The sequence below is a fragment of the Stecheria intestinalis genome (assembly GCF_009696165.1).
Lineage (GTDB): Bacteria > Bacillota_I > Bacilli_A > Erysipelotrichales > Erysipelotrichaceae > Bulleidia > Bulleidia intestinalis.
In genome coordinates this window covers 80,468-93,452 of sequence record NZ_VUMN01000001.1, presented here as the reverse complement: position 1 = coordinate 93,452, position 12,985 = coordinate 80,468, and the positions used below count along the sequence as shown (strand labels likewise).

13 protein-coding genes are annotated in these 12,985 nt (G+C 51.7%); 2 read left to right on the top strand and 11 right to left on the bottom strand.

What is annotated here, in order from left to right; translation table 11 throughout:
- Positions 1–70: 70 nt before the first annotated feature.
- The 7 genes from rpsU to FYJ51_RS00420 all read right to left on the bottom strand — a co-directional run bounded on the left by rpsU (position 71) and on the right by FYJ51_RS00420 (position 6,688).
- The gene (rpsU, locus tag FYJ51_RS00450; RefSeq protein ID WP_105303649.1) at positions 71–253 is read right to left on the bottom strand and encodes a 30S ribosomal protein S21; all 183 of its coding nucleotides are present in this window, start codon (positions 251–253) and stop codon (positions 71–73) included.
- Positions 254–326: 73 nt separating this feature from the next.
- Positions 327–968, bottom strand: a complete 642-nt coding sequence (gene deoC, locus FYJ51_RS00445; protein ID WP_154502067.1) for a deoxyribose-phosphate aldolase — start codon at positions 966–968, stop codon at positions 327–329.
- Positions 969–975: 7 nt separating this feature from the next.
- Positions 976–2,430, bottom strand: a complete 1,455-nt coding sequence (locus FYJ51_RS00440) for a UDP-N-acetylmuramoyl-L-alanyl-D-glutamate--2,6-diaminopimelate ligase (RefSeq protein WP_154502064.1) — start codon at positions 2,428–2,430, stop codon at positions 976–978.
- Positions 2,427–3,713 carry a tRNA (N(6)-L-threonylcarbamoyladenosine(37)-C(2))-methylthiotransferase MtaB gene (gene mtaB, locus FYJ51_RS00435; protein ID WP_205946081.1) on the bottom strand — a complete coding sequence of 429 codons (1,287 nt, stop codon included), beginning with the start codon at positions 3,711–3,713 and terminating at the stop codon, positions 2,427–2,429. Before mtaB ends, FYJ51_RS00440 begins: the two co-directional genes overlap by 4 nt.
- 19 nt (positions 3,714–3,732) lie before the next feature.
- Complete coding sequence (locus FYJ51_RS00430; RefSeq protein WP_154502058.1) at positions 3,733–4,464, bottom strand: RsmE family RNA methyltransferase; 732 nt, start codon at positions 4,462–4,464, stop codon at positions 3,733–3,735.
- Positions 4,465–4,484: 20 nt separating this feature from the next.
- The gene (locus tag FYJ51_RS00425; RefSeq protein WP_154502055.1) at positions 4,485–5,807 is read right to left on the bottom strand and encodes an HlyC/CorC family transporter; all 1,323 of its coding nucleotides are present in this window, start codon (positions 5,805–5,807) and stop codon (positions 4,485–4,487) included.
- A gap of 122 nt (positions 5,808–5,929) precedes the next feature.
- Positions 5,930–6,688: an HAD hydrolase-like protein gene (locus tag FYJ51_RS00420; RefSeq protein ID WP_154502052.1), complete on the bottom strand. Its 759-nt coding sequence runs from the start codon at positions 6,686–6,688 to the stop codon at positions 5,930–5,932.
- A gap of 72 nt (positions 6,689–6,760) precedes the next feature.
- Here FYJ51_RS00420 and FYJ51_RS00415 point away from each other — a divergent pair, with 72 nt between their 5' ends.
- The gene (locus tag FYJ51_RS00415; RefSeq protein WP_154502049.1) at positions 6,761–7,630 is read left to right on the top strand and encodes a metallophosphoesterase; all 870 of its coding nucleotides are present in this window, start codon (positions 6,761–6,763) and stop codon (positions 7,628–7,630) included.
- Positions 7,631–7,866: 236 nt separating this feature from the next.
- Positions 7,867–8,454: a TetR/AcrR family transcriptional regulator gene (locus tag FYJ51_RS00410; RefSeq protein ID WP_205946080.1), complete on the top strand. Its 588-nt coding sequence runs from the start codon at positions 7,867–7,869 to the stop codon at positions 8,452–8,454.
- 27 nt (positions 8,455–8,481) lie between these two features.
- On the opposite strand, the gene FYJ51_RS00405 is transcribed toward FYJ51_RS00410, so the two are convergent.
- Genes FYJ51_RS00405 through FYJ51_RS00390 form a run of 4 tightly spaced genes read right to left on the bottom strand, consistent with a single transcriptional unit; the run spans position 8,482 to position 12,778 of the window.
- Positions 8,482–8,733: a hypothetical protein gene (locus FYJ51_RS00405; protein WP_105303640.1), complete on the bottom strand. Its 252-nt coding sequence runs from the start codon at positions 8,731–8,733 to the stop codon at positions 8,482–8,484.
- Between the two features lie 14 nt (positions 8,734–8,747).
- A complete protein-coding gene (thiI, locus tag FYJ51_RS00400) occupies positions 8,748–9,935 on the bottom strand; it encodes a tRNA uracil 4-sulfurtransferase ThiI (protein ID WP_105303639.1) in 1,188 nt (395 codons plus the stop codon).
- Positions 9,922–11,067, bottom strand: coding sequence for a cysteine desulfurase family protein (locus FYJ51_RS00395; protein ID WP_154502043.1), 1,146 nt, complete (start codon positions 11,065–11,067; stop codon positions 9,922–9,924). Before FYJ51_RS00395 ends, thiI begins: the two co-directional genes overlap by 14 nt.
- A complete protein-coding gene (locus FYJ51_RS00390) occupies positions 11,048–12,778 on the bottom strand; it encodes a septation ring formation regulator EzrA (RefSeq protein WP_154502040.1) in 1,731 nt (576 codons plus the stop codon). The genes FYJ51_RS00395 and FYJ51_RS00390 overlap by 20 nt, the downstream gene beginning before the upstream one ends.
- Between the last annotated feature and the right edge of the window lie 207 nt (positions 12,779–12,985).

The window sequence follows — 12,985 nt, the reverse complement described above, 5'->3', positions numbered from 1 at the left end:
TCCCCCTTTGTATACGGTGTCATTTTATCGCAAACCACCGGCAAGAAAAAGAGAAGCATCTCTGCCTCTCTTACTTGCCACGTCTTCTTGCTTTGCGGGCAGCTTCGCTCTTCAGCTTCCGCTTGACACCCGGCTTCACGTAATATTCTCTCTTACGAGCCTCAGCAAGGGTTCCGTTGCGAGATACCTGACGCTTGAAACGGCGCAGTGCATCATCAAGACTTTCGTTCTCTTTCACTACAACTCTCGGCATTCTGTATCCCCCCTTCCTGGTTTAGACAGCACGGATATCATACCAGAGCATGACTCTGAAATCAATGGATTTTTCACTCTGAAACAAGTTCGCAGCCATGGCTGGTGCCGATGCGCTCTGCACCTGCATCAATCATCGCCTGGAATTCTTCCGGAGTCCTGACGCCGCCGGCAGCCTTGACCTTCAGCTTGTCTCCGACGGTTTCTTTCATGAGCTTCACATCATGAACAGTAGCTCCGCCAGCTGAGAAGCCGGTCGAAGTCTTGACGAAATCTGCTCCGGCAGCCATCGCATCACGGCATGCCCGGACTTTCTCTTCATCCGTAAGCAGGCATGCTTCAATGATGACTTTCAGCACATGCGCTCCGACAGCTTCCTTGATCTTCCTGATCTCATCTGTCACATAGGCATCATCCCCGTCTTTGAGCTTGCCGACGTTCAGAACCATGTCGACTTCATCAGCGCCTTTCTTCACAGCATCAGATGCTTCGAACACCTTGGCTTCCGTGGTCATGGCGCCAAGCGGGAAACCGATGACGACGCAGACATTGACATCAGAGCCGGCCAGTTCTTTCTTTGCGACATCAATCCAGCATGGATTGACGCACACGCTTGCGAAGTCATATTCTTTCGCTTCCCGGCAGAGTTTTTCAATGGCAGCCTTCTGTGCTTCCGGCTTGAGCAGAGTGTGATCGATATACTTGGATGGTTTCATGAAACAATTAGTCCTCCCTGTTTCCGAAATAGTATTTGCGGACCGCTTCCCGGGCGATCGCATCATCGCCTTCATACGGTTCTCTGCCGAATTCGCGGTAGATGAACTTCTCATCGCCTTTGCCCATGATGATGATCGTATCGCCTTTATCAGCGATCTCGACGGCCTGGCGTATCGCATCATAGCGGTCTTCGATGATGACATATGGCTTCTCATGAATGCCGGAAGCGATCTCCTTGCAGATATCGAGAGGCTTCTCATTGCGCGGATCATCTTCCGTCAGGATGATCATGTCGGCATACTTATCAAGCAGCTGGCCGAAGATCGGACGCTTGGCCGTATCACGCTTGCCGGCAGAGCCGGTGATCGCGATGATGCGGTTTCCTTTCGGCGTGATCGCACTGGCATACTGGCATAGCTTCTCAATGCCGTCCGGCGTATGCGCGAAATCGACGAGGATATTGAACGGCTGACCTTCATCAATCCGCTCCATGCGGCCGGCAATCTGCGGAATATGCTTGAGCAGCGGCAGCATCTGCGTGATCGAGATGCCCTTCTGGTTCATCGCCGCGATCGCAGCGACGAGGTTGTAGATATTGAAGCGGGCAACGAGATTCGTCTCAAGCTCGTATTCCATGTTATTGCAGCGAAGCGTGAAAATCGTGCGGTCTTTCAGCAGCTGATAGCGGGTGACCTGGTAATCTGCAGGGTGATCGATGCCGTACGTGACGACCGGGCATTTGCAGTCGGCCACGATTTTCATGCCATACGGATCATCCACATTCGTGATTGCCACGCAGGATTCTTTCAGATGATCAAACAGCTTCTTCTTGGCCTGAAAGTAATTCTCCATCGTGCCGTGATAGTCCAGATGATCATGCGTCAGATTCGTGAAGATTGCCGCATCAAAATCAATCGCATCGACTCTGCCTTGTTCGATGCCGATGCTGGAAGCTTCCAGTGCACAGCAGCGGATGCCGGCCGAGACCATATCGGCAAGGATGCCATGCAGGTCATCAATGTCCGGTGTCGTCAGCAGCGGCGGCAGCTTGACATTGCCGTATTCAATCGCAATCGTGCCGATATAGCCGGTCGGCATGAACTGGTTCATGACATCGCGGATGATGCAGGCGATGCTGGATTTGCCGTTGGTACCGGTGACGCCGAACATCAGGAGATTGTGGCTCGGATAGCCGTAGAAAGCATCTGCAACCTTGTTCAGCACTGCATTGACGTCTTTGACTTTGATATAGGTGATATCCGGATGCTTGTTTTCCAGAGGCTCGGAATGCACGATGACCTTGGCACCATTCTGGATTGCCTGCTCCACGAAGCGGTGGCCGTCAAACATCATGCCCTTCTCGCAGAAGAAGATGGAATCCGGCCGCTTCTTGCGGCTGTCCACCATCAGACTGCGGATTTCAATATCCGGTACGTTTTCAAATAATTCACTCAGTTTCATCTTATTTCTCTGCCTTTCAGCACTCCGCAGAGCTGATGATCCCGAAGCTCAGCAATCGTGATGGTGCAAAGTTCGCCGCGCGGATGCAGCCCTTCGACACTCACCGGCAGATATTCGCTCGTGTGGCCCTGGGTTTCTGTTTCCGTATGTTCCTCGAACAGGATTTCTGCATCCTTTCCGATCCAGGATGCTTTATACGAGTCATACAGCTGCTCGGACAGCGCAATGCATGCGGCAGCTCTCTTTCTVCGGACTTCCATCGGAACCTGGTCCTTCATCGCGGCGGCTTTCGTTCCTTCTCTTGCTGAGAACGGGAATACATGCAGGAATGAAAAGCGGCACTTCTTCAGAAACTGCATGGTTTCTTCTGCTTCTTCATCCGTTTCGCCAGGAAACCCCGTCATCAGGTCGCATGAAATCGAGATATCCGGAATCCTTCTGCGGATCTCTTCTATTTTAGCATAATAGAATGCCGTATCATACGGGCGGTTCATGCGCTTCAGCACCGTGTCTGAACCAGACTGCAGCGGGATATGGAGATGGCGGGCAATGCGCGGATTCTCTTCCAGAAGATCCAGGAACGGATCATCAAGTTCCGTCACTTCGATCGAGGAAATACGCAATCTGGACAGTTCCGGCACTTCCCTGAGAATCCTCCGGATCAGATCCGCAAGCGTCATGTGATACTCTCTGCCGTATCTGCCGGTATGGATGCCAGCCAGCACGATTTCGTGATGGCTCTTTGCGATGCGCTTTGCTTCAAGGATCACGTGATCCGGATCCATGGAGCGTTCTCTGCCTCGGGCATACGGAATCACGCAGTAGCTGCAGAACTGATTGCAGCCATCCTGGACCTTCAGATACGCTCTGGTCTGGTGTTCGAAACGGTCAATCGGCATCTCATCGAAAGATGCATGTTCCAGATTATCCACGCGCACGATGCGCATGCCATCGCGGAAATACTCATCCAGGGCATCCGGGATTTCTTTCTTATGAGCACTGCCGATCACAAGTTCTGCATCCGGCAGCTTGTCCCCAGCAATCTGCGCATAGCAGCCGGCTGCTACGATCACGCAGTCCGGGTTCAGCTTCCTTGCCCGATGGGCCATCTGCCTGCTTTTGGCAGCAGCGGTATTCGTGACCGCACACGTGAAGATCAGCGAAGCATCGGCAGGCTCTTCAAAAGGAACGCGCTCATATCCGCGTTCTTCCAGCTGTCTGGCAATGCTTTCTGCTTCATAGTCATTGACTTTGCAGCCAAGGTTCTTGACGGAAAATTTCATTCTCCTGCTGCTGTCCTCCTCATCCATAATCTTTTTCTGCCGTTTCCAGATATCCGCTGATCAGAGCACATGCCGAAATGGCCGCAGTCTCTGCCCTCAGAATTCTGGGACCGAGGCTGATGGAAGAAAAGCCCATCTGATTCAGAGCAGCGTTTTCTTCTTCGGAGAAGCCTCCTTCCGGTCCGATCACGATCGTGATCGAAGCAGGCTTCAGAACCTCCAATAGAAACGGAGAGGTCCCGTAGGCATTCTCATAAGCAGCCAGATTGAGCTCTGAAGAGTATCCGGAAAGCTGTCCGAAGGAACAGATGTTCTCCAGTTCAGGAATGCGGTTGCGCTTGCATTGTTCTGATGCTTCCTGCAGGATGCTGTTCCAGCGCTCTTTCTGGCGGTCTGCTTTCTCGCTTCTGGCATGGACGACGCAGCGGCTGGATTCAAACGGGACGATGCGGGTAACCCCGAGTTCTGCTGCCTTCTGCAGAATGAGCTCCATCTTCTCCCGGCGGATCAGAGCCTGGGCAAGCGTGACCTGGAATGGCAGTTCATTGATTCTCGGGTCGATGGAAAGAACTCTCGCAGCGAATTCCTTTCCTTTCGGATAAGCATCGGCAAAATAGCCGATGCCATCATGGACCAGCCGGATCGTCTCATGATTCATCCTCAGCACGGTACCTGCATGATGCGCCTGGGCTTTCGGAAACACATATTCCATGCCGGGTTCCAGCGGCACTTCCGTGAAATACTGCTGCATGCATGATCAGAAAGACGGCCTCAGCGGTCGTCTTCCTCTTCCTCCTTCTTGTCGCTGCGATGATCGCGGCGATTCTCCTTTTCTTCTTTCTTCGGGCGGATCTCAACGCGGATCTGGATGACCTTGCGCTGATCTGCCTTCGTGATCGTGATATGCAGATGGCCGAAATCAAACTCTTCGCCTACCTGCGGAATGTGATCCAGTTCATGGATGACCCAGCCGGAGACGGTGATGAAGTCATATTCATCTTCTTCCGGCTTCTCGCCGAATCGGTCGAGCATATCATCGATATCAGCGTCGCACTGGATAAGATATGTCTGATCATCGATCTTCTGATAATATTCCTTGACCGTATCATGCTCGTCCCAGATTTCTCCGACGAGCTCTTCGATGATGTCTTCCATCGTGATGATGCCGGCAGTTCCGCCGTATTCATCCAGCACGACTGCTAAGTGAACCTTCGCTTTCTGCAGCTGCTTGAGCAGCGTCGAGATCTTGACGTTCTCGCTTGTATAGACGACCGGCTTGATGATCTTGCGGATGATGGCTTTCTCTTTGTCCTGATACAGCAGGTTGTAGAAGTCTTTCTCATGAATCAGGCCGACGATATTATCAATCGAGCGCTCATACACCGGCAGACGCGAGAAGCTGTTCATGCGGAACGTGCGTTCGATCTCTTCCACCGGCGTGCCGATTTCCACGGCGACGACATCGACTCTCGGAGTCAGGACATCGCGGACATCAAGATCATTGAATTCAATGGCTGCAGAGATGAGATCGGATTCATGTTCTTCCAGATCTCCTTCCCGCTCTGCTTCATCTACCATCGTGATCAGCTCATCCTGGATATCGCTGTCATCATTCTCGACATGAATCATATGCTGCACGAGATTCTGCCAGCCCCGGAACACGAGGCTCAGCGGCGTCAGAATGGTCATGAAGAACTTCACGAGACCGACCAGCCGGCAGGCAAAGGCTTCCGGTGCCTGCTTGGCAATGCTTTTTGGAGCGATCTCGCCGAACATCAGCACGAGCAGCGTCATGACGATGGTCGAGATGGTGGCGCCCCCTTCCCCGTAAATGCGGGTGAACAGAATGGTCGCAAGAGTAGCAGAAAGAATATTGACGATGTTGTTTCCGATCAGCACGGTAGAAAGAAACTTATCGTAATGATCCAGAATGTCCAGAGCTCCCTTGGCACCCGGCTTGCCATCATTATCCATGCTCTTGAGCTTGATCTTGCTGGCAACGGAGTACGCCGTTTCAGTTGCAGAGAATATGCCTGAGAAGATCACGAGAATCACCAGGCTGATCACTAAGCTTTCAGTCGACTGGTTACTCATAAATGCTCCTCATCAGGGTGATGCGTTTTCGATCGGGTATAGGATCCACGGTTCCTGTATCTCATCCTTTCCTGTTTTATAAACAGCAAACATTGTATCATTCCGCATGATTCTGCGCAAATTCAGCGCAGCAGTCCTTCCAGCGTCTCAACGACATAATCCGGCTTGCTGGACAGATCAAACAGATCGGTGTTCTCATCGCCAGCCGAGGTCACGAGCACCGAGCGGATGCCGGCGGCTTCCGCAGCCGGGATTTCGCGGCGTGCATCGGCAGCCGCAAAGACTGTAATCTCAGCCGTCGCATTAAGATAGCGCATCGCATGATACAGCAGCATCGGACTCGGAAAGTCCGCATGAAGTGCTTCAGTTCCGGAAGCTGCCTCCAGCATCTTCGATACCGCCGCCGGACCGATCAGAAAACTGCCATCCTGGGAAGGCTCCCGGAACTGTTCTTCCGTCAGAATCAGCCGTGCTCCCTGCTTCAATAGCTTTGCCGCATAGCAGTAATCAGAATATGCCGCATTATGATCACTCCCGAGAAAGATCCAGTCACATGGATCATGGTCCAGAAAGAAGCCTCCCCTTTCCAATAGATCCCGCATGCCCCGGCCGCCGATCATGCTGGCCTGGCGCTTTGATCCATCGGTCCTGGCAATCTCATCGATCGCAGCCATGACCGTGGTATAGAGATCTGCTTCCTCAATCGGAAGCTTCTGTTTCTGAAATGCTTCGGCCATCTGCTGGTTGGTCCTCACGGAGCGATCTGACAGGACGCAGATGAGTGCTCCTTCTGCTTTCTTCTCCTTCAGAAAGCGGACTGCACCAGGCAGTGCATGCTTTCCATCGCTCAGACATCTTTCTGAAATCAGCCAGTTTTCCACGTTCGCTATCCTCCTGATGCAGGGTCATTATATTACATTCGGTGCTATGATATTCTTCATCCGGAGGTGTGCATGAAGGTCGGACAGAAAATCGCAGTGATTCTTTCTCTTCTGATTTGTCTTGGAGGAGCGATGTATTATGATGCATTCCATACGGCTCCTTCCCGCTTCCAGGTGCGTTATGAAACGCTGGAGTCCGTCTTCATTCCTGCGAGCATGGATGGCGTCTCGATTGTGTTCTTCTCGGATCTGGACTACAACCATTTCATGGACGAGGAACGGATGACCAAGCTCGTCAATACGATCAACAGTCTTTCTCCGGATATCATCCTGTTCGGCGGCGATCTATTTGATCAGGATCCGGACTATATCGATGATACCGTCGGTGCAAGGCTCACGGAGCTTCTGAAAGAGCTGGATGCTCCGCTGGGCAAATTCACCGTGCTCGGTGATTTCGATGAAACCGATGACAGCATGGAGTCGTATGTGAAGCAGATTCTGTATGATGCTGATTTTGAGGTGCTCCAGAATCAGAGCGTGCTCCTGCGAAGAGGAGGCAGCGACTCGATCACACTGGTCGGCATTGAGCCCCAGTCTTCCGATCATCAGGATCTCGCAGCAGCCTATTCGAGTGTCTCGCGGACGGCCTATACGATCGCCCTCTGCCATACGCCGGATACGGCTGCCCTGGTTTCTTCGGAGCTGACGGATTACTTCCTGGCCGGCCACAGCCATGGCGGTCAGGCGTACTGGGGATTCGGTGCCCTGTATATGCCAGAGTATGCCCAGGAATACTTCCGGGGCAAGCATACGGTCTCTGGTTTCACCCTCGACATCACGAACGGAGTCGGCACCACGATTCAGGATGTCAGATTCCTGGCGAATGCCGAAGTCGTGAGATATGAGCTGAAGCATAAAGCCGTAACCGATTCCGCCCAGTGAGATTCTTTTCTGAGAATGTCAGAGATTTTCTGTTTTTTCTCCTTTCAGCAGATTCGTAGGATTTCTGCTGTTTTTTTTCATATATGGTCCTATGAATCACATATATTAGGGCTTCTTAAGGTTAATAGTTTTCAGAAAAATTACATTTATCCATGATTTTTCAAAATATTTTTTACTGTTTTTTATTCAAAGTGCATGTCTTTTGCGTTATGATGGAAAAACACGAGGTTGAAGATATGGGATTGATTGAACAGAAAAAAGCTGATAAACGAAGAAGACTTCTGGAAAGTGCGTACTCTCTTTTTGCGGAAAAAGGTGCAGCAAGTACAAGCATTGCTGAGATCTGTGAGAAGAGCGGGATTGCCAAAGGAACATTCTACCTTTATTTTGAAGATAAGCAGGACCTGGAGCAGAATCTGAATTCCAGGATCTCCCACTTTCTGTATTCCGATGGACTGGAATACGCGATTGCGCATCATACCGAATCAGTGTCCGAGAATGTCGTCGGTCTGATGGATTATCTGATTGACCGGTTTGAAGCAGACAATGATCTTCTGAAAGTGCTGCGCAGAGGATTCACCTGGGATTTTTCTCTGCATCCTAAAGAAGGGACGGGAGAAAATCCTGATTTTCTGAAAGCCAAGAAATTTCTGGATGAAGATCCCGCTCTGAATGGCGTTGATCAGGATGAGTTCCTGAAGAAGCTGTGCGTGACTTTCTCAATGGTAGCAGATACCGCCTACTTTGCGATTCTCTATCAGATTCCCGGCACGATGGATGAGATGAAGCCGATCCTCGAAGAGATGATCCGGAAAGCATTCTGAAATAAAAAAACTCCATATGGAGTTTTTTTATTTCAGGACTTTCCGCAGCTTCTTTGCATAGCGGTCGCGCTGATCGGGACCGCAGTTCGAGAGCTGCGAAAGAAGTTCATAGATTTTCAGTTTCTCGTCGGTGGAATAGGTCTGATCCAGTTCCACGGCTTTGACGATCAGGTTCAGGCTGTCCAGAAACTGGCTTTCCGTCTCATGGGCGCCATGCGCATATACTTTGTCAAATGCTTCGGCAATTCCGTTTTTATGTGCTTTATGAAACAATCCCATACGGACCTCCTGGTTCAGAGATAATCTTCTGCTTCGGCAGGATGAACGGTGATCTCCGTGCGGTTCTTCACGCATTCCTCCACCATGGATGCATAGTCAAAGCGGGATTCATAGAATGATGCTTTCTTCGAAGTGGGCTTCGTCACCGGATTCTTCGGATCGAAGATCGTGCAGCAGTCTTCATACGGAAGAATCGATGTCTCATACGTTCCGATCTTCCTTGCCAGGTCGATGATGTCTACCTTATCCACGCAGATGAGCGGTCGCAGAACCGGCATCGAGATCACTTCATTGATGCAGGCAATGGATTCCAGCGTCTGCGAAGCAACCTGGCCGACGCTCTCGCCGGTTGCTAAGGCAAGGCATCCTTCTTCCCTGGCGATCTGCTCCGCGATGCGGAACATCATGCGGCGCATCAGCGTGACTGCATACGGATCACCGGCGGCTTTGTAGATTTCGAGCTGCAGGTCGGTGAATTCCACGATATGAACCCGCATGCGAAGCTGGTTGTAAACCGATACCATGCCCGCAAGATCAAGAACTTTCTGACGGGCATTCTCACTCGTATACGGCGGAGATGCAAAGTGAACGGCTTCGACATCCAGGCCCCGCTTCATGAGTTCATAGGCAGCGACTGGCGAATCGATTCCTCCCGACAGCATCAGCAGCACTTTGCCGTTGATCCCGGCCGGATATCCGCCGGCTCCCGGAATCTTCTCACTGGTCAGATACGTGAAATCAGAATGGACTTCAATCCGGATTTCCAGTTCGGGTTCATGGACATCGACTTTCAGATCGGTCGCTTTCAGGATCTCCCCTGCCACGGCTCGGTTGATGCCATCGGAATTCAGCGGAAAGGTCTTGTCATGGCGCTTCGTGATGATTTTGAACGTATGCTTGCCGGATTCGGACGCAATGCGCAGGCAGGCTTCTTCAATCGCATTGAGATCGGATGGAACCTTCTCCGTGAAAGAGAATGAGCTGATGCCTGAAACCTTGGAGAGCAGTTCCCGGATCTTCTCAGGATCTTCGCCATTCAGACGGATGTAGATGCGGTCAAAAGTCCGCTGGTAGGTCAGGGCTGGAAAGTCCTTCAGCATATGCCGGATATTCTGATCCAGCTTGCGGATGAAGTCTTTCCGGTTTTTTCCTTTCGTGCTGAGTTCTCCATAGCGGATCAGCACAGTATCATAGTTCACCATAATGTCTGATAATCTCCTTCAGGGCTGAGAGAAAACGATCAACGTCTTCTTCGGTATTGTGATAGGAAAGTACGATTCTGATCGAGCAGGAAGCTCTGCGGTCGCTGTATCCCATGGCCGTCAGCACATAGCTTGGGTTATTGGAATTGCTTTCGCAGGTAGAGCGGGCGCTGACCAGGAAGCCTTGCCGGTTGAGCGCATTCTGCATGACTTCGCTCGGAATCTTCTCATAAGAGAAATTGACGGTACATGGCAGATTGTGCTCCGGGCTGTTGAGCTCGATGCCGGGGATTTCTTTCAGTCCGCGGATCAGCCGCTGCTGCAGCGATCTGACTTCGGTTTCGTACTTCGTCTCATTTTCAAGGGCAAGTCTCAGCGTCTTGGCAAAGACGATGTCCGCTGGCGCATTGGCAGTTCCTCCGCGCAGACCGAATTCCTGCTCGCCGCCGGAAATGATCGGCTCAAGCTTCACATATTCCCGACGCATCAGAATGCCGCTGCCTTTGAGACCTTCAATCTTATGCGCGCTGATGCTGGCCAGATCGATGCCATCCATGGGACAAGGGATCTTGCCGATGGCCTGCGTCATATCGACATGGAATAAAGCATGGCTTTCTTTCTGCACGACTTCCGCAATATCAGAGATCGGATTGATTGCCCCGGTCTCGTTGTTTGCCTGCATGATGCTGACTAATACCGTATCCGGACGCAGGGCTTTCCGGACCTGGTCAGCGGTGACGGTACCCTGTTCACTGACGGGAAGATACGTGACTTCATAGCCGAACAGACGCTGGAGCTGCCTCATGGAGTTCATGACAGAACTATGCTCAATGCTCGTGGTGATCAGGTGTTTCCGGGAAGGATCGGCAAGTGCGCTGCCTTTGATGGCCAGGCTGTTGGACTCGCTGCTTCCGGAAGTAAACAGGATCTCATCTGCCTTTACGCCTAAAAGCCCGGCAGCAGCGCTGCGGGCTCTCTCCATCATGCGATGAACTTCACTGCCTTCGTCATACAGGCTTTCGCTGTTGACGAAGTACCGGTCCAGCAGATCCTTATAAGTTTTCAGAACATCCGGATGGACAGCAGTCGTGCTGCCGCTGTCCAGATAGACTCTACGCGGCACTCTTGGCATTCTCCTTGATCATATTCTCATAGTTCCCCGGATGAATCTTCTCGATCGTCGCAATGGCAATCGACAGCGCCTGCGTATATTCGCCATTCCGGAAGCAGAGTTCGGAACGGGTCAGCTCGGAATCGATATCTGCATAGGTAGAACGGTAGCGGTTGCCGAATACGATCGTATTCTCGACCATGATCACTGTGGCGACGACGTTATTCACGTTGTTGTAAAGCTTGTAGATGAAGTCGATGGCTTCCTTGAGCGTGCTGCTGAGCAGCTGCACGTTGAGCGTCGGCGCATTGATCAGACGGTCGATCGAATGAATGTACTCATTCGCCTTGGCCATATCCTCTTCATACTGCTGCGAGATGGAAGGCAGCTTGTACTTGCGGATCTTGACCTGCATCTGGTTCATGATGACCTGCAGCTTGACCAGCTGCTTGCGAGCCCGATCCTCGCCTCCGGCAGTATTGTCGATCTCTGCCCGCAGTTCCTTGAACCCGGAGTTGCAGACGGTGATTTCCTGATTCAGTTCCTTCATCGATGCCATCACGGAGCTGGCCGGAGACTGGTTCTCCTGATACATCTGAAACACTTTCGGCATCTTCGCAGAGACGGTCGCCAGACGGTCTTTCTGCCTGCCGATCCGCTCTTCCATATCAGAAAGTCCGAGCCGCGGCTTCAGACGTGCATACAGATCATCAATATACTTGGCATTGCGCTCCGTCTCATGGAACAGCGTTTCGGTTTCGCCGGCAAACTTCTTGAGTTCCATGAACGATTCGGATTCCTTCTTGACGGCCTGATCCATCTGCGTGAGACGGACTTTGTAGTCATCAAGATGTTCGCGGACCCCGTTCAGATTGCCATCCTTGATGCCGGCAAGGTCTTCCTTGAGACCGGCCGTGATGACCTTGAGGTTCTTATCGATCTGCAGATGATCCAGATAGACGCCACCATCTCTGGCGGTCGTATAGTCCTGATGCAGCACTTCTGCCATCTTCGGAACGACGCCTCTGGCATCGCTGAGCAGATCCGGCAGAGACTGGATCATGCTTTCCAGGCGGGAGATCGACTCTCTGATATTGTCCAGCTCCGCATTTGCCTTCTCGAAGTCGGATGCGTACATCCATTCTTCAAATGCCGAGAACATCTTCTCGGTATCGGAGATATTCTGCTCGATCGTCGGCCATATATAGGAAAGCTGGCTCTGGTTCTCGGCAGCCGTATTGCGCAGATCGCGGAAATGATTCTTGAGCTCCGTGACTTCCTGGCGCTGGGCAGTTTCCTTTTCCAGAATGGAGTCCAGGAACTTGTCGAGCGAACTAACCTGCTGCTCACCGAGCGAGATCGAAGCTTCGAGATCTGCCAGATCCGGCTTCACCTTCTTGAGCTTTCCGGCAAGAATCTCATCTTCCGTATCGGCAAGCTGCTGGGAAATCTGCTTCAGATTCGCTTCTGCTTTGTCGAAGTCATCCTTGGTCTGCGTGACTTTCTGCATCGTATCCGGTTCTACCCGGCTGATGGCCACTGCCTTATTGAGCTTGAACGAAAGCGGAACGGATTTGATCGTGTTGTAGCGGACTTCCAGCTCCTCCAGCTGATGACGGAACTTGTTGCTGCGGATCTTCTGGACGATGAACCATATAATAATCAGTACCACCACTGCCGCAATGGCAATGACGATACGGATATCTGATAGATATTTCAAGACAGTATCCATTCTCAAGCACCTCTAGATTACCCGTTTATTCTAACACAATCATGTGGTCGGTTTTCGTTGACTTTGCCACTGCCCGTCTCTATAATGATGGGGCGTCAAATAATGGCAGCATGCAGAGTCATGCGCAGCGCGTTGCTGAGAGAACGAGGTTCTCCAGCCGGAGTAACTTGCTGCAAAAAGCGAAACGGAATTACAGCAACACAACGC